Origin of the sequence: Exiguobacterium sp. s163 (genome assembly GCF_018617135.1) — a bacterium.
Taxonomy (GTDB): Bacteria; Bacillota; Bacilli; order Exiguobacteriales; family Exiguobacteriaceae; genus Exiguobacterium; species Exiguobacterium profundum.
Window position 1 is genome coordinate 37,497 of sequence record NZ_JACSJN010000008.1, and the last position, 17,678, is coordinate 55,174.

Below are 17,678 nucleotides of genomic sequence, written 5' to 3' on the forward strand. Positions count from 1 at the left end.
TTCCATTAATTATTACCCATATTTCCCATACGAACCCACACTTGTTCTAACTTTTCTGACCAAAAATAAAAATCATCCAAAATATTGGATGATTTTTAATGTGTCCGCGTATACAACCACACGAGATTCGTAAACTTTTGCACTTCTGTTTCGCCCGTCACGCCTTTAAATAGACGCTGGAAAGGCTTCAACAATTGCTCTAACACGATTTTCCGAAGACGCTCTTGTTTGAGCTCGAACGAAATCGCATCGAACAAATCACGCTGTTCTTCCGTCATCTCGACATGCTCTTCGATGCGAGTAGCCATCTCAATCAATTCCTCGATTGTTATGAGATGTTTATCTGTCGTCCCACGCATTTGATCGACCGTGACCGGGTTCAAGACGTGCTCTCCTGTCTCCATCATCCGAGCGGCAATCAATTCGACATACGTGTATAAGCTTCGGACGACTTTTTGAGGAGAGTAGGCAGCATTCGTGATGCGGTTCGTAAACAAGATATGTTGCAACATTCCGTTGAAGAGCACCGTCAATTCCATCGAATACGGTCTGACAGCCTCTCCGATAATTTCCGTCAAACGCATCGCAATCCATTCAATCTCATAAATACGATGTTGAAGAACAAGTTTCTTCAATTCATTCTCATTTGACGACATGATCGATTCAAATAACGCGTGCAAGTTCCGCTCTTCGTTCAATTGAATCAATATCGAAATCTGTTCGATGAAGACGTCACGATCTCGCTTATCCCGCCCCATCTGCATTTCGATTCGGCGTTGCCCTGCATCATATCGTAAGTTCTCGAGGATACTAGCGACACAATCCGTCTTAGATGAGAAGTAGTTATAAAACGTCCCTTTGGAGATGTTGGCACGGTCGATAATCTCTTGCACCGATGTGTGTTGCACTCCATTTTCGATGAAGAGAGACATGGCAATATCGGCGACTTTTCTTTTTTTCTCTTTCATTCTTACATGGCTCCGTTCTGTCTGGTTTGTACCTTTACTATAGCACCGAAAACCATTTTAGACTAATAGTACAAAATGGTTGCTTTATTTATACAACGGGTATAAAATCATCTCATCGACACTTACCAACACATAACTATTTAGAAAATAAAGGAGCCATCCATATGAAACCAGAATTCCAAAAGAAACCGCCTTACGTTATGCTGGCGGTCCTCTTTGCGGGTGCGTTTATCGCATTTTTAAACAACTCATTACTCAACGTCGCGCTCCCATCGATCATGGTCGACCTCGAGATTGCAGACTACTCGACCGTTCAATGGCTCGCGACAGGCTTTATGCTCGTGACGGGTGTGCTCGTCCCGGCATCCGCCTATTTAATCACTCGTTTTTCTAACCGAAGCTTGTTCATCACCTCGATGAGCATCTTCACCATCGGTACGGCGATCGCGGCCTTCTCGCCGAGCTTCGGCTGGTTGTTGACTGGTCGAATGATTCAAGCCATAGGTGCCTCAACAATGGGACCACTCTTAATGAACGTCATGCTCGTCAGCTTCCCGCGTGAAAAACGGGGGATGGCGATGGGGATTTTCGGACTTGTCATGATCTCGGCACCTGCGATTGGACCGACACTTTCCGGTTATATCGTCGAGTACTATGACTGGCGCGTCTTATTCGAAATGATTTTACCGCTCGCCATCATCGGTCTCGCGCTCGCTGTTTGGAAAGCAGAGAACGTCATGGTCCAAAACAAAGACCAGTCACTCGATTACTTGTCACTCGTCTTATCGACACTCGGATTTGGCGGGATTTTATACGGTGTCAGTTCAGCAAGCTCGGACGGCTGGGATAACCCAATCGTCTTGGCGACGATGATCGTTGGTGCCATCTCGTTGATCGCATTCATTTATCGTCAGCTCCATATGGAAAAACCATTGCTCGACTTGCGTGCTTACAAACATCCGATGTTCGCACTCGCGTCAGTCATTGCGATGGTAAACGCGGTCGCGATGTTCTCAGGTATGATTTTGACACCGGCTTACGTCCAAAGCGTACGTGGTATCTCCCCACTCGATTCAGGGCTCATGCTTCTTCCTGGTGCGATCATCATGGGAATCATGTCGCCGATCACGGGTAAACTGTTTGACCGATTCGGGCCAAAATTATTGGCACTTACCGGATTGACAATCACCGCGGTATCGACGTACATGCTCGCAAACGTCCAACTTGACTCGACGTATACGTACATCGTCTTGACGTACACGTTGCGTATGTTTGGGATGTCAATGGTCATGATGCCCATCATGACTAATGGACTGAACCAATTGCCGACTCGCCTCAATCCACACGGAACGGCCATCAACAACACGGCCCAACAAGTATCCGGTGCAATCGGTACGGCAGTACTCGTGACCATCATGAACTCGGTAACACGTACGGAAGCTGAATCATTGATGACAGGAGTCGATCCTGCGACACTCACTGAGAGCTCGATGGGTGCCATCACTCAGCAAGCCCTCTTGTCTGGGATTCAATATTCATTTTACGTTGCACTTGGGATGAACCTCTTGGCACTCGTCCTTGCGTTCTTTGTGAAACGCGTGGATGTTCGTAAGTTTGATGATCAAGTGGAAACTGTTGAAGAGTTGAAACAAGCGAATTAATAGGTAAAGCCGTTCTGAATGAATTGATTCAGAGCGGCTTTTTTAATTTCTCATTCCCTTTATAAATAAATCTGAAATTAAAATTTAATCCTAATATGGTATTATTTCTCAATGGATAGGATTCGTTTAGGAGGGTACATATGATGAAAAAAGTGTTTAGCTTGATGATCGCATTTCTGCTGATCACATCTTCTCTTCTCTCGACCGCATCAATCGTTGAGGCGGCCCCGAAGAAGCAGAATCGTGCTATTATGGGAGTATCGGCTTTGACTCCGCAACAAATGGCGGATTACGTAAAAAAGAAGAATCCTCGTGATGTCCGGCTCGCAAAAACGTCTGTCGAAGATTTGGCGAAACTCTTCGTCATCATCGGCGCTAAGGAAGGTGTTCGTGGGGATGTCGCATTCGCACAAGCATTGAAAGAGACCGGTTATTTCCGTTACGGTGGCGATGTCCTTCCGAAGCAGCATAACTACTCTGGAATCGGGACGACTGGAAATGGTGTAAAAGGTCACTTTTTCCGTTCCCCACAACAAGGGGTGACTGCTCAAATTCAGCATCTAAAAGCATACGCTTCAAACGATGCACTGAACACGAAACAAGTCGACCCACGCTTCCATCTCGTCAAGCGAGGCTCTGCGAAAACGTGGCCATCTCTTCACCAAAAATGGGCCATGCAGCCGAAAGGAAATTACGGGACCGAGATTCTTTCGATTTATCAAGAAATGTCGAAAACACCAAAACGTGTCGCTAAAGCAAAACGATGAGGAAATGTAGGGGTGAAAGAACGTGACGTGCAAACAAGTTAGACTCGCGAGCGGAATCGCATTATTCGTGACCGGCGTGATGTTGTTACTCAAACGCTAATGAGCATTTCGGACAATCGTCCGAGTGCTTTTTTTGTGGGTGAACACAAAGCCATGGCACTCTATAAGTACCACAGCCTTCGCTAACGTTTATATAACTCAATGCCCCCGATACTTCCCAAGCGCCCGCATATTCAAGAGGTACAAGACACCTGCATAGAGAATCAAACCGAGTAAATATACCCAGATGCCTGAGAAGCCACTTCCGTAAATCATGACTTCCTTGATCGCTGTCGCTCCGTAGAAGATTGGCATGATGTAACTCAAGTTCCCGAGACCATATGGAATCAAGTCGAGCGGGATGAGTCCCGAGAAGAATACTTGCGGGATGATGGTGAACGGAATCATCTGTACGACTTGTAGTTCCGATCGGGCAAACACCGAGATGGTCGCCCCGAAGAGCACCGCCGTACCCGCCATAAGTAGCATCGTCAACATGACCCACGCCATATTCCCGAGCGAAGACAGACCGAGCACATAAATCGAATAGAGCACGATGAAAATTGACTGAATCACCGCAAACGTTCCGTACCCGAGTGTATATCCTAAAATGACTTGTCCTCGTTTGATCGGAGTCATCAACAGTCGTTCGAGCGTACCGCCACTCCGTTCTTTGACGAGTGCCATCGCAGATAGGATGAACACGAAGAAGAACGAGAAAAGGGATAGGAAGACGAAGCCGAACGAATCGAATGTCGATTGGTCCTCTTCCCCATAGACGAATGACGTATCGATTTCAGCTGCAGGGTTGAGCGTCGCCAACGCATCTTGAATCTCACCAACCGCCTTCGACGACTTCGTCGAAGGTTCGCGTAACGTGATGGTCGTTCCTTCTTGATTCATTTCAAACACGGCATCGACATGTTCATTGTCTTCGATATATACTTTTGGATCATCGAACGTGGCCTGTTCCACTTCGAGCGTCTCGTCTTCGAACGCATCGACGAGCTGTTCGGGTGCGTTGTCGTCCAGAACGACAGTCGGCACGTAATCCGAGTCACCGAGTAGGAAGTAGACGAGTGTCAATATAAGAAGTGGCGCAATCAAAATCAAGGCGACGCTTCGTTTATCATTCAACGTCTGAAAGATGACACGCTTCGCTAAGTTACGCATGGTCACCCACCTCCTCTTTCCCAGCAATCAAGAACAGTTCTTCGACGCGACCGTTCTCGGTCTGGTCGAGCAAATCTTGCACATGATCATAGGCGATCAACCGTCCATTATAGACGAGCGCGGCACGGTCGCACTCGAGCACTTCATCCATGACGTGCGTCGAGACGATGATGGTCGTCCCTTCCCTCCGAATCACCTGAAACTGATCCCAGATTTGACGACGTAAGATTGGGTCAATTCCGACCGTCGGTTCATCTAGAAACAACACGTCTGGCTTATGCAAAATGGCGATAGCCAAGGACAGGCGTTTCTTCATCCCGCCTGAAAAATTGCGGACGAGCTTATGCCGGTCGTTCGTTAAATCGACAAGGTTGAGCACTTCGGTGATGCGTTCTTGGAGCGCCTTTTTCTCTAACTTATAAATCGACCCGAAGAAGGCGAGGTTCGCCTCAGCCGACAAGTCTTCGTACAAGCCATCGTTCTGCGGCATAAATCCGATTTGTTGGAGCATGTCCATGTTTGGCATCTTCGTTTCGCCGATGTGGACACTTCCTTTGTCCGGTGCAAGGGCGCCGATCATGAGTCGGATGAGCGTCGTCTTCCCCGATCCAGAGGGTCCGAGCAAACAGCAAATCTCTCCGGATGGGATGGTGAAGTCGATGTTGTCGATGGCGAGTTGGTCACCGAATGACTTGTCGACGCGTTGCAGTTGAATGTTCATTTCTGTCACTCCTTTTCGGCGCCTCATCGTGTATACTCAAGATAATCGACACCGTGTTGGTTTATATGTTCAGTATAGACCCCGTTCACGGTGGCAACAATCGTCAATATCGGTCATCGTGTCGGTTTTCCGACAGATGCAATGAATGTGTTGAGGAAAAGGAGAAATAATATGGAACAAACCGATTTACGCGTCATCCGGACGAAGAAGTTGATCAAAGATGCCTTCTTCAACCTTATTGAGGAGCAGGGATTTGAGGCCGTCACCGTCAAGCAATTGACTGAACGGGCCGGCATCAATCGAGGCACCTTTTATAGTCACTATGTGGATAAGTTCGAATTGATGGAAAAATGCGTCGACGAGATCTTTGAAGAGGCTGAACAAAAGTTGATTCACCATCTCCCTCACATCTTTGGAGACGAGCGGACCAACAACTCGTATCATTACCTCATTCCGTTCATCCGCTTCATCGAAGACAATCAAATCATCATGAAGCCGCTCCTCGGACCAAATGGAGATCCGACGTTCCAGGCAAAACTTCGAAAATTTATGCAGGCTGCCTTGTTTCAGCGCTCCCCGGTAACCTTGTTTGATCCGGACAAGATGATGGTCCCGCCTCCATATCTCGTCGCCTATCTTTCTTCGGCTCACATGGGCGTCATCTATGAGTGGTTGAACAATCCGTCTTCGGAAGAGACAGCGGAAGACATCGCCCGGATTATCTATACGATCACCTATGAAGGACCGCTCGTTGCCGGCGGTGTGAAGTCAAACGAATAAAGCCTCCCGCATATATTGCGAGAGGCTATTTTTACGAAACTCGAACGTGCACGTGTAAGTTCCCATTTTCTTCAGTTGTCGTCTGGTACGTGTTCTGTACCGCCTCCAGATCATGCCAGGCGATGCGGTATGACTTTCCTCGCATTCCTTCAAACTCGAAGGCGAGATGTTGTAAATCCGACATGCCTAGGATACGGTCAAACGGTCTACCTGGACCATCCCATTCCAGTTGGTTCGCCGAATCCTTTAATACGAGGTCGAGTCCATGCATCACTTTTTCTTTGATCAATTGTCCATCCGCCGCAACACGCATCCCGTCTTGAATATCATGCATTCGACACGATTCAATCTCATCAAACGGGATCGTGATTTCATCCCCGTTCGCAAAGTGAAGTGTGATTGTTTTTACGATCATCTTAGATTCCTACTTTCGTTCAGTCTCTGTTCCCTTACTATACATAACTTTTGTCGGTTCAGGGATGACATCTTTGTGGATGTGGCAAATCCGTAAAAGCATGTTCGTTTCATTTGGAAACGGGAATAGAGGAGGTAGCACTCATTCTGTTTTTTGAAAATAACACTTCGGAAAGGCGGCGAATATATGCCATCAGTGGAAAAGTCGGTCATCGTCATCGGCGGAGGGCTCGGCGGCTTGTCAGCGGCCATCTCACTCGCTCAAAAAGGTTACGACGTCTCACTCTACGAAAAGAACGATCACATCGGCGGGAAAGTGAATCGTCTCGAACAAGACGGATTCGGCTTCGACCTCGGGCCCTCGATTTTAACGATGCCTCACATCTTCGAGAAACTGTTCCGTGGAAGTGGGAAACGGATGGAAGACTATGTATCCATCAAGCGGCTTGAGCTCGAATGGCGCTCGTTCTTCCCGGACGATACCGTCCTCGACCTTTACCATGACCTCGAACAGATGCAGCGGGCAAACCCTTCCCTCTCTCGAAAAGACATGCAGGAATATCGTGAACTGCTGAATTACGCAGCGCGCATCTATAAGACGACCGAGAAGGGATACTTGGCCGAAGGGTTTGAATCCCCATTAGAAGCCGTCATGAAAACGGGCATCTTCCCGACCCTATTCGGATTCGATTTGACGTCGACGATGTATAGCGCCATCAAGAAGCGCATCAGCAATCCACATCTTCGTGATATGCTGTCGTATTACGTCAAATATGTCGGGTCGTCTCCGTATAACGCACCGGCCGTCCTCAATATGATGATTTACATGCAATATGCCCAAGGCTGTTGGTATGTCGAAGGCGGCACCCATAAGCTCGCGGAAGGCTTGACGAAGCTCGCCGAAGAGATCGGTGTGAAGCTACATACCGGAGAAGGCGTGGTTCGTGCCCATACGGTGAATGAGAAAGTGACCGCCATCGAGCTCGAGGACGGACGTCTCCGTTCTGCTGATTATTTCGTCTCGAACATGGAAGTCATCCCGTTCTATCAGAAGATGGTCGACGCCGACAAACAGTACGTCGACAAACTCGTCGATAAATATGAACCGGCGAGCTCCGGATTCGTCCTCCATCTCGGGGTGAAGAAAGCCTATCCTCAACTCGCGCACCATAACTTCTTCTTCTCCGAAAATTTGCATGAACAGATGGATAAAATTTTTGAGAAACATGAACTTCCGGACGACCCGACGATTTACCTCGTCAACGTCAACAAGACCGACCCGACCCAAGCGCCACCAGGACATGAGAACATCAAAATCTTGCCACACATTCCGTATATTCAGAATGTGCCGTTCACGGAAGAAGAGTACGCCGCTTTTGAAGAACGTGTACTCGACAAATTGGAACGAATGGGTCTCGATGGTTTGCGTGAACATACGGTGACGCGTGACGTATGGACGCCTCATGATATCGAGCGGACGTACGGATCGGACCGAGGTGCCATTTATGGAACGGTCGCCGACAAGAATCGGAACGGTGGCTTCAAGCATAAGAAGCAGAGCGAACTCTATCATAACCTCTACTTTGTCGGGGGAACCGTCAATCCGGGCGGTGGCATGCCGATGGTGACATTGAGCGGTCAGCAAGTGAGCGACAAGATTGCGAAACGCGACAAAGTGAAATGATTTTCTTCAATCCCTCATTCAGTATGAGGGATTATTTTTTGAAACTTTTTCCAATAACCTTCCGTATATTGAGCTACGATACAAACATTCAAACATACAAACGGAGGAACAGGATGCATCAAATCACAAGTTATTTCTTTATGTATGCCAAAGTTGTCGTCACGGATAAGATTCCATTCATCTGGACATTCTTAATCCCACTCATAATCGCCTTGACGCAGTCATCTTCAGATATTCGCCAAGCAACGACAGCGGAATACTACCCAGGGCTCTCTTATTTCTGGGTGTATATCATTCTTGCTACATATGTGAACGGTGTCGGCATCGAACTCGCTCGCATGCGTGAATACGGACTGATGAAAACGTACGTGATGATCTCAGGCAACAAACTGACATATGTCATCGCCGTCATCTTGGCGCAACTCTTATTCGCCTCCATCAGCTTAACTTTATTCACAACGGTCGTCACGCTCGTACACGGGTTCTTTTCGTTCAAGTTGATTGCAACGTCTCTACTCGTATTGATTGGCAGTATCCCGTTCGCGGTTGCCAGTGTCGCCATCACGACACTTCCAGTGAAAGTATCGAGTCTCGGGACGTTCGCGAACATACTGATGTTCCCACTCTTTTTACTGGCGATCAAGTCACCTGATCAATGGTTCAGCTTCCTCAACCCGTTCTACGCGCTTCACGAATTCGCGCTCGGGTTGCTGCATCTGACGACTCAAGTCGAGCTCTCGTTCGGAGTATGGGCGACAGGCCTCTCTGTACTTGGGTATTTCATCATCGGCACGATTGCGTTGAAACGCTTTAGTCTCGTCTCACTCATCACACGCTAGGAGGTTCTTATGCACGTAAACCAACTCACTTATCGCTATCCGAAAGCGGCACGTCCTGTTCTCGATGATGTCTCGTTCACCCTGCAACCGAATAAACTGAACGTTTTGATTGGACAAAATGGTGCTGGGAAGACGACCCTGTTTGATTGTATGACCGGGGCACTTCCGGTCGACAAGACATCACTCGAACTCGTTCCGACGACGGACATGCTCTATTTGACGCAACTCATGTACAACCATCATGGGTTGACGGGGAAAGACTTCGCCTATTTCATCGGACGTCTGTCGCAACGTCCCGACTTCAAGAAACTCGAGTCTTACGTAAATAACCTTTCAACTTCTCACGAACAAGAACTGTTCGAACATCTATGGACGATGAAGCTCGGGAAGATGTCGGTCGGGGAGAAGAAATGGCTCTTCGTGACGCTCTTATCTTCAATCAAACGTTCTCTCTATTTATTTGATGAGCCGACGAGCGGGGTCGACCCGGCGTCCCGCATTCAAATCATGCGCCGCCTGCAACGACTCGTCGATGAGGGCAAGACATGTCTCATCTCCACACATCAGTTACATGACTTGGTTCAACTTGATGCCCATGTCATCTTCCTGCATGGTGGACGCGTTTTGTATGAAGGGGACTTCCAAGACTGGCTCGACGAGTCTGGAACGACCGACCCGGACGAAGCGTTCGTTCGGATGGTTGACACGCCGCTTGACGATGTAGCGGTGACACGATGAATGAATCTTTTTGGGAACGATACCGGTTCACATTCTATACAATCGGCATGGTCGTCTGCGGCTTTCTCATTTCCATGTTCTCATAATAAAACTCAGCCCTGACGTGTGTCAGGGCTGAGTTTTATTGTTCACGATGTGCGCGTCGTAATTCCCGATTCGTCACGTGCTCCGGGTCCGCTTCACGTAGTTTCCGGTCCATCGACACGTACAAGATGAGGAGCGGAATGATGCCAATCAATGCGACACCGAGTAGTTCCTGCATCGAATCCAATACGAACCACGTGAGGAAAGTAAATACACCAAGTGATCCAAACATGGCGACGATGATTTGAAATTCTCGACGAACGAGACGTTGGTATTCCTCGTCTTCGTTAAATGTACGTAACAACTCCATCCGTCGCCATGCTTGATAGAGCATCGGCAGTTGGGTCACGAGGAAAGAGAAGGCAACCGTCGTCACCGTGATACCTCTTATGACCGAAACAACGAGAAGGAGAAACAGACCGATGATGCCAAATATCGCGCTGACCCCTCGCGAATCGAGATCCTGTTTCACCATTTTGGGGAGGCGTTCTTGTTTATTCATCACGCTTCACTTTTTCGTTTTTTCCGTTGCAGCTGGACATGACCGAGTTCAACACCCGTCACGTGTAACGAATCGATTTCTTTTAGCTTGCGGTCGATTGGAAAACTGAGAATCAACAGAACTATGATTCCAATAAATGCAATGATAACGAAAGTGAACAATGAAATCCACTCAAGCTCCGCACTGGTAATCAGTATGAGAACAAGTAATGGCGAGGTAAGACCCAATAAAAATTCAGATCGCACGAGTTGTTGATACCGTTTGTCTTCGTTAAATGACAGTAATAACTTCTTGCGGTGCCATGATTTATATAAGGCAGGAAATTGTCCGAAAAAAATCATAGCATACAACAAGAAGACGTTCGTCGTCCATATATAGAAGAAGGTCAAGACGATGGCCCCAATCAACGGAAGGGTCAATTGCTTCTTTCGTTTTTCATCATCTTTCAACATCTGTTCTAGTCTGACTTCATGGTCTACCATCGAATCCCCCTCATGTGTTTTCGTTAATCATATTTACGAATCGTTCCAAGATTAAGTTTCAATCCGGATCAATCCCATTCTCTAGGATGTATGTCGTCTCTTCATAGCACTGCTTACTGTATGCATCATCACGTTTCAATAACGAACTGAAAAATGCCTCAATCAACTCTTTCTGGCGCAAACGACGTGAAATGATGGTGTTTTGAATCGTAGAAATTGCTGTCTCGCGCAATGTATCGTCATCCATCCATGTGAGAAGCTCCACGACCAACTCTTTAACATCGAGAACGTCTAGTGAATTTAACCAAATGTTCGCACCAAATGTTTTTTCACTCGTCACTTCACTGTATAGTAGATTTTGTGCATAATCTAACAGCGTCTCCCCTTCACTTAATCCCACAAATGAATCGGTCTCGCTGACACTTAACGCTTCATTGAATTGATCAAACGAATCAAATAGCACATCGATTTTTTCAACCGTCGTATCTAATAACGCAATCTTAGGAGTCACCCCATCGCGATAATCGAACATGAGGAAATAGTGTCCATCGCCCGTGAATGCAATCAGACGTTCATCCTCAACGCCCCACTCTTTCAAAAGGTTTTTTGATTCAACTAGTCCTTCTTGTAAACTCATGCCCATGATGAAGTCAATCACAATCGTATCGTCTAGTCCGTTTAGGATCACAGGTAGCTCACGCTGCTCGATAAATCCCCCATTCTGTGTTCGAATCAATTCGATATAACTTTCCGGTAACTTCACGCCGAGACGTGACTCGACATCTCTCAGGATTTCTTTTGTCAAATCCGGCAATGTATTCGTATGGTCAATTTCATCAGTCCAGACAATCACTCAACCCTACACCCCTTTTTATTTCCAGTTCACGAGTCCCAACAAACTCTCGACCACATGCTCATCATCAATCTTTAGAATCTTCCAGTCGACCCATGACTCGAGAATGAGGCAACCCGCAATCAGCATCGCACAGCCAAGGCTCAATGTATCAAGCGATATGTACTTCAGTGCATAGAGCGCCACCATCGATATGACACCAATCAAGAGAATAAACTGAATCATGCCTTTTAGATAAATAAAGCGCTGGTACGTGGATGAGTCATTGAACTGTAAAAACAACTGGATTTTATGCCATGTTGCCACCAGAAGCGGCATGAGCATCGCCGCACAAAAGATGAACAGGGATAGGCTCATTCTGGAATCATTGAACAATAGCCAAAGCGCTGTCACTACACCGATGATGATCACTAGTAGCGGACCTTTTTTAGTCCATGCTTTGTCGTACAAGTATTCCATTCGTTCTTCACGTAACACCTTACACACCTCCAAAAGTAAAAATCATCCAATTTATCGATATCTATATCTTAACAATCTATAAGCAAACTTTCGAGGTTTTCCCATTAAAAAGGAAAAAGCATCTGACGATTGTCAGATGCTGATTAATTTGAATGCCGGCGAAGGAGTCGGAATAAAAAGATTCCAATCATCGTCAACAACCCTAAGTTTAGAATTGTCCATCCCATGTCCATCACTTGTTGCATATCATTACCCCCTTCTATCCTGTTCTTCTAAATTATACATATCTTTTCAAAAAAAGATTCGGTCAAATTGTTCTTTTTATCCTTTTTTTCCTAATGAGTCAAAAGTTTTGGTTACATCTGGTCAATCAACGGAATAGAAGTCAACGGTGATGGACCCGATCTGTCATACTCAACTGAATCGACAGCAGCATGGACAAACTTGTTCAAAACGTGGAACTTCTTTTTAACATTTAACTCGCTCGATTCATCGACGCGCGAGTTGGTTTTACCTTTCCACTCAATTGAAATACGAGCACCCCACCAACGATTAACATAATCCCGACGACCGTTTTCCATGTGAACGGGACGGCCGTCAATCCGAACCACCCTAACGTATCCCAGAGGAGCGCGAATAAGATTTGAGACACCATAACGATTGAGATCGCGTAACTCGGCCCGAGGCGCTCAACCCCTTGCGTCACACTCATGACGACCCCGACGCCGAGGATTCCGCTGAACCAGTACCATGTCTCCATCTCATCTACTCGGAACAAGCCACCACCTTCTTGAAACAACCCAATGAGTAGCGATGCTAAAAATCCAAGACAGAGAACGAGCGTCGTCGTCGCCCATGCTCCGACACGCTTCTTGACGTTGGCGTTAAACGTGTTTTGCACACAGACGAGCATCCCTCCGAAGATGGCAAGCATCATGCCAATCGCCATATGTCTCCCCTCCTATTCATAAATGCTCTCCCCGACAATCTCCAACAAACCTTCCCGATCGACGAGCGTGATTACCCGCCGATTTCGTTCAATCAATCCTGCCTCAACGAAACGCCGGAGCGTCCGATTCACATGACGATAACTCGTCCCAATCAAATCAGCGATATCCGTCAATTGGTCGACCGTCGAGCCTAGTGTTTGGTCATTCGGCGTCATCGATAACAGATAACTCGCCAAGCGCACTTCCACGGGATAGAACAGATTGAAGCTGAGCGATTGTGATTTCCGTTCAAATTTCCGCGTGATTTCTTCCAATAAATAGTGTAACCAGGCGACTTCTCCGTGCGCGTGACGTACTAAATCCTCGAATCGGATGGCGAGCATCTCGACTTCTGTGACCGCCTCGACCGTATTCAAAAACGGGGTCCGTTGAATATATTCGATGTCCCCGATCAAATCGAGCGGATATTTGAAGGAGAGGACGAGGCGCTTGCCGGTAGCAGAAGTATGGGAGACACGAATCTTCCCCTTCACTAAGAAGCGGAGATGCCCTGCTTCATCACCTTGCGTACAGATGACGTCTCCTGGCTCGTATCGAACGAGCTGCAATTCGTTCTGCGCTTCTTCTGGTAAGACAGTCAATTCAAATTGCTTCACATACGCGTCAACCATGCACGTTTCCCCCTACCATTTTAATAAGATGACCCCCGCAATCATCATGAACACACCAATCAACTGAGCCCCGTTCAACTTCCGTCGCACCATTCCGAACCATCCTCGCCAATCGATGACGAGCGCGAGCGCCAGTTGCGCGATGAGAAACAACGAGATTGTCATCGTGACCCCGAGCTCGTGGACGGCCGTCATATTACTAAATAAGATAATCGCCGCAAATGCTCCGCCAGATAAATAGAGCGGCTTCACGTGCCGCATCTCGACATACGTGCGGTCCCGAAGCACCAGCATGACGAGAAGTGCGACGACGAATCCAGTGAATTGTGTCAACGTCGCCGCTTGCCACGTCCCAATCTGTGAACTGATTCGAGCATTCGCAACACTTTGTAACGTTAGAAAGAAGCCTCCGCTGACTGCAAATAATACTCCCCGCATCGTTCTCCCCCCTTAAGATAAACGAATCAATACAATTCCAATGACCATGACAATCAGACTGACGAGTTGTACCCCGGTGACCGGGTTCTTCTTCGCGCCGAACCAACCGAAACGGTCAATCAGTAAACTTCCGCATAACAGTCCGACGATGACGATGATGACAGCGATCCCTGTCCCGACAATTGGTACGATGAGGACGTTTCCTCCGATGAAGAGCGCCCCAATGATTCCACCGAGCCAAATCCACCACGGTTGACCTTTCAGTTGACCGAGCGGAACGGGTTGGCGTGAGACGAGTAAAATGAGTAAGAGCGCCAACGTTCCGACAACGAAAGAGACCAATGCCCCTTTCAGAGCCGATTCGAGCACTGTTCCCAAATAGCCGTTAATGGCCGTTTGCGTGGCACTCATCATCCCTGTGAAAATCCCAAACAGTCGCCAAAGGTTCAGATTCCCCGTGTCCGTTTCCATGGAGACGACCAGTTTGCCTCTTCGGCGGTTGAGCCAGTCGGATAAAGCGACCGTTCCGATGACTCCGAACAAGACGAGCACGACTCCGAACAAACGAAGCACCGTAATTGGGTGTTCGACAGAATTGAACCAACCGAAATGGTCAATCAACAACCCCATCAAAATCTGTCCAAAAATCGGCATGATGACCGTCTGGACACTCCCGAGTCTTGGGAACAGCAAAATATTTCCCGTTAAGAACAAGACCCCTAACAGTCCGCCAATCCACATCCAACCCGGACCTTCCTGAATCACCGAGCCGTCAAATCCGAATGACTGTCCGGTCAATAAGAGCAATAAGGACAAAAAGATCGTCCCGACAGTAAACGATAAAAAAGATGCAACGAACGGGGAGCCGACCACCTGACGCAAACGTGAGTTGACACTCGTCTGCATCGGCAATAAAATCCCAATCGTCAATCCAATCAAAATAGCTAACATGAATGTCTTCCTCGATTCTACTGGTTCTGTGTACATTGTCAGCTTACGCCTCTATACAAAAGAAGAAAAGGACCGATGTCCTCAAACAAAAAACGAACCCTTCTCAGGTGTTCGTTTCGGACTCACGGAAGCGTTGATCGCGCGCTTCACGCAATTCTTTCCCTCGTACATGATGCGCATCGAGCGAGTGTAAGTGTCGATTGATGACATACGGTGCCAGAATCGACATCACACCGATTCCGAACAGCCCGGCAATGGCAATGATGGGAGACAACGAGTCAGCATAATAGGCAGCCAATAAGCAGATAGTCAACACGAAGCAGAGCCACTGGATGCCAAAGTCTGTATACACCAGACGTTGGTACCGCGCATCCTCGTTAAAGGTCAGGAGCAGTTTTGTCTTCCGCCATTCAAAACAGAGATACGGAAAGAAACTGATGAAGACGAGGAGTGGAGCGTAGAGTTTGGACTGCGCGGCAATCACGAGCGTCATCACAATCGTCGCGATGGCGATGCCCCACCCCCAACGCCAATGACTGTCATCCTGCTTCAGTAATTGTTCAAGTCGCTTTTCTTTCGTCAGCATATGTACTCCTTTCATACGAACGGTAATGCTTTGTCACCTCATCTCGTGTCGGTTGCTCCGGGTCGGCTTGTCGCAATTGCTGGACGGTCTGATAGTGCGTCCATGCTAACATGACGATGCTTAGACCAAAGATGATCCATGCGACAGGTGCAATTTGCAGACGACTGAAGAGAACCGCTGCTGTGACCGCTCCAATCCAGTAAGAATAGAGGCGATACAAACGTTTTGTCAGCAAGATGCCTCGACCTGCCGTGAAAATCTGTAAGACACGTCCTTCTTTGATCGTCAGCCCTATGAGTAGGGCAGCCGTGAGGACCGAAGCGATTCCCCATATCCACCATGTATCAAAACCGAGCACAAAACTGTTACAAAAAATAAGGGCTCCCGTGAGCCAAAGGTGGAGGGTTTGTCGTGACTGCCGATATCCTCCGATTACTTGAATCCGTTCTATCTTTGTCATGAATCTTTACGACCTTTCCTTGAAATATCATCTAACGTATGTTTCAAACGTTCCCGGTTTGACCGAGCCCACTCGCCTGATGTGACGTGGTGCTCATCAAACTCGGACTGTTTTCGATCAATCCAAAGTGGAATCAATATGAGACACGGCCCGCCAATCAGGAGCGTCCAACTCATCCACGGTAAGATATCGATTCCGTTGAAATGCAACCCAATCAAAATCATGAACCAGATCAAACTCATCAACATGACAGTAAAATCAATCCGCAACAATCGATGATAGCGTGTCGATTCGTTGAAGGATTGCTGCAGTTTCATCTTGTTCCATTCAAGCCATGTCGTATAGAGAAGTGCGACACCGGGTAAAAGAATGCTATACGGACTCCATGTCGAAAGAAAATAGATGGATACGCCTAGCATGATTACGCTCACGACGATGTTGAGACGAGTATATCGTTTCTCAAACTGTTCAATTCTTTCAAATCGCTCTGCTTTGTCCACGGTATCACCTCAGTCTTTCACGAAGTCGAGTTTGATTTCGCGGCGCATCGGCTGTTCTTCGTCATACTGCGGCATCTGCCGGTCGAGCATTTTCTGTGCGACTTGCAATAAGATGACCCCGCCTAAGAAGACGACGAAAAGCGACCATGCCGGCCAGTTAATCAAGACGATTAATGGGAAAAGAATTGCCAACAAGACGAGGAGTCCCATCTCCGACACATACTGCCAATCGATGATGCGCTTTGCTTGTTCTACAGCGGTCAACTTCCTGACGAAGCGCCGCTCTCGTCCGATGGCGAACAACATACCTGCTAATGTGACCCCTAATGGAATGATATACTTTGACGCACCGTCAGACTGAAGTGCAAGAAAGACGAACATCCCGGTAAGAGCTGCCAGTCCCATTCTCCAAAAGAGCCAACGCTGTTGATAACGATAAATCGTATTAATCCGTTCTTGTTTATTCATCTCATTCATCCTTTCAGAATCGTCGAATCTCGCGACGTGTCGGTTGCTCCGGATCGAGCCAGCGGATTTGTTGATCGAGCTTCTCTTGAGACCATAAGATATAAAGCAATGTCCCACCGATAAGAACCGCTGGAATCCAAGACCATTCCATGATTCGAATGGCTAGCGGATTGACGAGTCCTAGCAATGCGATAAAGAGGAAGTCCAGATGATACTGCAGTATCACAACACGTTTCACCTGTTCTTGCTCCGACAATTGACTGATCGTCTCTGCTTCATGCGAAAAGAAGTAACGAGTCACAAGTAACACTCCGCCGATAATGGCGAACCCAACCCAAATATTCCCGTCCGTTCGTATTAAAAAGTAGACCGCGAGAGCGGCTGGAATTGCTAGAAAAAGTCGTTGCAAAAGTCGCTTTCGATTTGATTGTTTGATTATATGTAGTCGTTCTTGCTTATTCATCTTGATTCACCTCTTATTCCACTATAC

23 protein-coding genes are annotated in these 17,678 nt (G+C 47.4%); 6 read left to right on the forward strand and 17 right to left on the reverse strand.

The genetic code is table 11. The features are described from left to right. Positions 1–95: 95 nt before the first annotated feature. Complete coding sequence (locus tag KNO71_RS15980; RefSeq protein WP_031424605.1) at positions 96–968, reverse strand: TetR/AcrR family transcriptional regulator; 873 nt, start codon at positions 966–968, stop codon at positions 96–98. Between the two features lie 164 nt (positions 969–1,132). On the opposite strand from KNO71_RS15980, the gene KNO71_RS15985 reads away from it, so the two are divergent. Then, positions 1,133–2,629: an MDR family MFS transporter gene (locus KNO71_RS15985; protein ID WP_214689469.1), complete on the forward strand. Its 1,497-nt coding sequence runs from the start codon at positions 1,133–1,135 to the stop codon at positions 2,627–2,629. A gap of 143 nt (positions 2,630–2,772) precedes the next feature. Continuing rightward, the gene (locus KNO71_RS15990; RefSeq protein WP_235439581.1) at positions 2,773–3,396 is read left to right on the forward strand and encodes a glucosaminidase domain-containing protein; all 624 of its coding nucleotides are present in this window, start codon (positions 2,773–2,775) and stop codon (positions 3,394–3,396) included. Positions 3,397–3,594: 198 nt separating this feature from the next. Here the strand turns inward: KNO71_RS15990 and KNO71_RS15995 are convergent, their stop codons facing one another. Then, positions 3,595–4,608 (reverse strand): ABC transporter permease, encoded by a 1,014-nt coding sequence (locus KNO71_RS15995; RefSeq protein ID WP_214685715.1) that lies wholly within the window; start codon positions 4,606–4,608, stop codon positions 3,595–3,597. Further along, the gene (locus KNO71_RS16000) at positions 4,601–5,329 is read right to left on the reverse strand and encodes an ABC transporter ATP-binding protein (protein WP_214689471.1); all 729 of its coding nucleotides are present in this window, start codon (positions 5,327–5,329) and stop codon (positions 4,601–4,603) included. The genes KNO71_RS15995 and KNO71_RS16000 overlap by 8 nt, the downstream gene beginning before the upstream one ends. Positions 5,330–5,500: 171 nt before the next feature. Here KNO71_RS16000 and KNO71_RS16005 point away from each other — a divergent pair, with 171 nt between their 5' ends. Next, entirely contained in the window at positions 5,501–6,109 is a 609-nt protein-coding gene (locus KNO71_RS16005) for a TetR/AcrR family transcriptional regulator (protein ID WP_214689473.1), read from the forward strand. A 31-nt stretch (positions 6,110–6,140) separates the two neighbouring features. Here the strand turns inward: KNO71_RS16005 and KNO71_RS16010 are convergent, their stop codons facing one another. Further along, positions 6,141–6,524, reverse strand: coding sequence for a hypothetical protein (locus KNO71_RS16010; RefSeq protein ID WP_214689475.1), 384 nt, complete (start codon positions 6,522–6,524; stop codon positions 6,141–6,143). Positions 6,525–6,710: 186 nt separating this feature from the next. Here KNO71_RS16010 and KNO71_RS16015 point away from each other — a divergent pair, with 186 nt between their 5' ends. From KNO71_RS16015 to KNO71_RS16025, 3 genes are all read left to right on the forward strand, one after another. Further along, positions 6,711–8,207: a phytoene desaturase family protein gene (locus KNO71_RS16015; RefSeq protein WP_214689477.1), complete on the forward strand. Its 1,497-nt coding sequence runs from the start codon at positions 6,711–6,713 to the stop codon at positions 8,205–8,207. 113 nt (positions 8,208–8,320) lie between these two features. Then, the gene (locus KNO71_RS16020) at positions 8,321–9,046 is read left to right on the forward strand and encodes a hypothetical protein (protein ID WP_078146211.1); all 726 of its coding nucleotides are present in this window, start codon (positions 8,321–8,323) and stop codon (positions 9,044–9,046) included. 9 nt (positions 9,047–9,055) lie between these two features. After that, entirely contained in the window at positions 9,056–9,784 is a 729-nt protein-coding gene (locus tag KNO71_RS16025; protein WP_214689483.1) for an AAA family ATPase, read from the forward strand. A gap of 121 nt (positions 9,785–9,905) precedes the next feature. Here the strand turns inward: KNO71_RS16025 and KNO71_RS16030 are convergent, their stop codons facing one another. The 13 genes from KNO71_RS16030 to KNO71_RS16090 all read right to left on the reverse strand — a co-directional run bounded on the left by KNO71_RS16030 (position 9,906) and on the right by KNO71_RS16090 (position 17,651). Beyond that, the gene (locus KNO71_RS16030) at positions 9,906–10,370 is read right to left on the reverse strand and encodes a hypothetical protein (protein WP_078146209.1); all 465 of its coding nucleotides are present in this window, start codon (positions 10,368–10,370) and stop codon (positions 9,906–9,908) included. Further along, the gene (locus tag KNO71_RS16035) at positions 10,370–10,852 is read right to left on the reverse strand and encodes a hypothetical protein (RefSeq protein WP_214685702.1); all 483 of its coding nucleotides are present in this window, start codon (positions 10,850–10,852) and stop codon (positions 10,370–10,372) included. The genes KNO71_RS16030 and KNO71_RS16035 overlap by 1 nt, the downstream gene beginning before the upstream one ends. A 58-nt stretch (positions 10,853–10,910) precedes the next feature. Beyond that, complete coding sequence (locus tag KNO71_RS16040; protein WP_214685701.1) at positions 10,911–11,705, reverse strand: SMI1/KNR4 family protein; 795 nt, start codon at positions 11,703–11,705, stop codon at positions 10,911–10,913. An 18-nt stretch (positions 11,706–11,723) separates the two neighbouring features. Beyond that, positions 11,724–12,182: a hypothetical protein gene (locus KNO71_RS16045; protein ID WP_214685700.1), complete on the reverse strand. Its 459-nt coding sequence runs from the start codon at positions 12,180–12,182 to the stop codon at positions 11,724–11,726. A 457-nt stretch (positions 12,183–12,639) separates the two neighbouring features. Beyond that, on the reverse strand, positions 12,640–13,113 hold the full coding sequence (locus KNO71_RS16050) for a DMT family transporter (RefSeq protein WP_214685699.1): 474 nt from the start codon (positions 13,111–13,113) through the stop codon (positions 12,640–12,642). 12 nt (positions 13,114–13,125) lie between these two features. Further along, on the reverse strand, positions 13,126–13,785 hold the full coding sequence (locus KNO71_RS16055) for a Crp/Fnr family transcriptional regulator (RefSeq protein WP_214689485.1): 660 nt from the start codon (positions 13,783–13,785) through the stop codon (positions 13,126–13,128). A 12-nt stretch (positions 13,786–13,797) separates the two neighbouring features. Next, positions 13,798–14,223 (reverse strand): DMT family transporter, encoded by a 426-nt coding sequence (locus KNO71_RS16060; RefSeq protein WP_214689487.1) that lies wholly within the window; start codon positions 14,221–14,223, stop codon positions 13,798–13,800. A 12-nt stretch (positions 14,224–14,235) separates the two neighbouring features. Next, on the reverse strand, positions 14,236–15,174 hold the full coding sequence (locus KNO71_RS16065) for a DMT family transporter (protein WP_251026406.1): 939 nt from the start codon (positions 15,172–15,174) through the stop codon (positions 14,236–14,238). Positions 15,175–15,277: 103 nt separating this feature from the next. Continuing rightward, positions 15,278–15,760 carry a hypothetical protein gene (locus KNO71_RS16070; RefSeq protein ID WP_214685694.1) on the reverse strand — a complete coding sequence of 161 codons (483 nt, stop codon included), beginning with the start codon at positions 15,758–15,760 and terminating at the stop codon, positions 15,278–15,280. Further along, positions 15,735–16,220: a hypothetical protein gene (locus KNO71_RS16075; protein ID WP_214685692.1), complete on the reverse strand. Its 486-nt coding sequence runs from the start codon at positions 16,218–16,220 to the stop codon at positions 15,735–15,737. The genes KNO71_RS16070 and KNO71_RS16075 overlap by 26 nt, the downstream gene beginning before the upstream one ends. Next, entirely contained in the window at positions 16,217–16,720 is a 504-nt protein-coding gene (locus KNO71_RS16080) for a hypothetical protein (RefSeq protein ID WP_214685690.1), read from the reverse strand. The genes KNO71_RS16075 and KNO71_RS16080 overlap by 4 nt, the downstream gene beginning before the upstream one ends. A 9-nt stretch (positions 16,721–16,729) precedes the next feature. Continuing rightward, positions 16,730–17,188, reverse strand: a complete 459-nt coding sequence (locus KNO71_RS16085) for a hypothetical protein (RefSeq protein ID WP_159563425.1) — start codon at positions 17,186–17,188, stop codon at positions 16,730–16,732. Positions 17,189–17,201: 13 nt separating this feature from the next. Next, entirely contained in the window at positions 17,202–17,651 is a 450-nt protein-coding gene (locus tag KNO71_RS16090) for a hypothetical protein (RefSeq protein WP_214685688.1), read from the reverse strand. Positions 17,652–17,678: the final 27 nt, after the last annotated feature.

What these genes read in the sequence shown, in the direction of transcription:
- KNO71_RS15980 (WP_031424605.1), bottom strand. Translation starts at nt 968, where the DNA reads ATGAAAGAGAAAAAAAGAAAAGTCGCCGATATTGCCATGTCTCTCTTC.
- KNO71_RS15985 (WP_214689469.1), top strand. Translation starts at nt 1,133, where the DNA reads ATGAAACCAGAATTCCAAAAGAAACCGCCTTACGTTATGCTGGCGGTC.
- KNO71_RS15990 (WP_235439581.1), top strand. Translation starts at nt 2,773, where the DNA reads ATGAAAAAAGTGTTTAGCTTGATGATCGCATTTCTGCTGATCACATCT.
- KNO71_RS15995 (WP_214685715.1), bottom strand. Translation starts at nt 4,608, where the DNA reads ATGCGTAACTTAGCGAAGCGTGTCATCTTTCAGACGTTGAATGATAAA.
- KNO71_RS16000 (WP_214689471.1), bottom strand. Translation starts at nt 5,329, where the DNA reads ATGAACATTCAACTGCAACGCGTCGACAAGTCATTCGGTGACCAACTC.
- KNO71_RS16005 (WP_214689473.1), top strand. Translation starts at nt 5,501, where the DNA reads ATGGAACAAACCGATTTACGCGTCATCCGGACGAAGAAGTTGATCAAA.
- KNO71_RS16010 (WP_214689475.1), bottom strand. Translation starts at nt 6,524, where the DNA reads ATGATCGTAAAAACAATCACACTTCACTTTGCGAACGGGGATGAAATC.
- KNO71_RS16015 (WP_214689477.1), top strand. Translation starts at nt 6,711, where the DNA reads ATGCCATCAGTGGAAAAGTCGGTCATCGTCATCGGCGGAGGGCTCGGC.
- KNO71_RS16020 (WP_078146211.1), top strand. Translation starts at nt 8,321, where the DNA reads ATGCATCAAATCACAAGTTATTTCTTTATGTATGCCAAAGTTGTCGTC.
- KNO71_RS16025 (WP_214689483.1), top strand. Translation starts at nt 9,056, where the DNA reads ATGCACGTAAACCAACTCACTTATCGCTATCCGAAAGCGGCACGTCCT.
- KNO71_RS16030 (WP_078146209.1), bottom strand. Translation starts at nt 10,370, where the DNA reads ATGAATAAACAAGAACGCCTCCCCAAAATGGTGAAACAGGATCTCGAT.
- KNO71_RS16035 (WP_214685702.1), bottom strand. Translation starts at nt 10,852, where the DNA reads ATGGTAGACCATGAAGTCAGACTAGAACAGATGTTGAAAGATGATGAA.
- KNO71_RS16050 (WP_214685699.1), bottom strand. Translation starts at nt 13,113, where the DNA reads ATGGCGATTGGCATGATGCTTGCCATCTTCGGAGGGATGCTCGTCTGT.
- KNO71_RS16055 (WP_214689485.1), bottom strand. Translation starts at nt 13,785, where the DNA reads ATGGTTGACGCGTATGTGAAGCAATTTGAATTGACTGTCTTACCAGAA.
- KNO71_RS16060 (WP_214689487.1), bottom strand. Translation starts at nt 14,223, where the DNA reads ATGCGGGGAGTATTATTTGCAGTCAGCGGAGGCTTCTTTCTAACGTTA.
- KNO71_RS16065 (WP_251026406.1), bottom strand. Translation starts at nt 15,174, where the DNA reads ATGTTAGCTATTTTGATTGGATTGACGATTGGGATTTTATTGCCGATG.
- KNO71_RS16070 (WP_214685694.1), bottom strand. Translation starts at nt 15,760, where the DNA reads ATGCTGACGAAAGAAAAGCGACTTGAACAATTACTGAAGCAGGATGAC.
- KNO71_RS16075 (WP_214685692.1), bottom strand. Translation starts at nt 16,220, where the DNA reads ATGACAAAGATAGAACGGATTCAAGTAATCGGAGGATATCGGCAGTCA.
- KNO71_RS16085 (WP_159563425.1), bottom strand. Translation starts at nt 17,188, where the DNA reads ATGAATAAACAAGAACGGATTAATACGATTTATCGTTATCAACAGCGT.
- KNO71_RS16090 (WP_214685688.1), bottom strand. Translation starts at nt 17,651, where the DNA reads ATGAATAAGCAAGAACGACTACATATAATCAAACAATCAAATCGAAAG.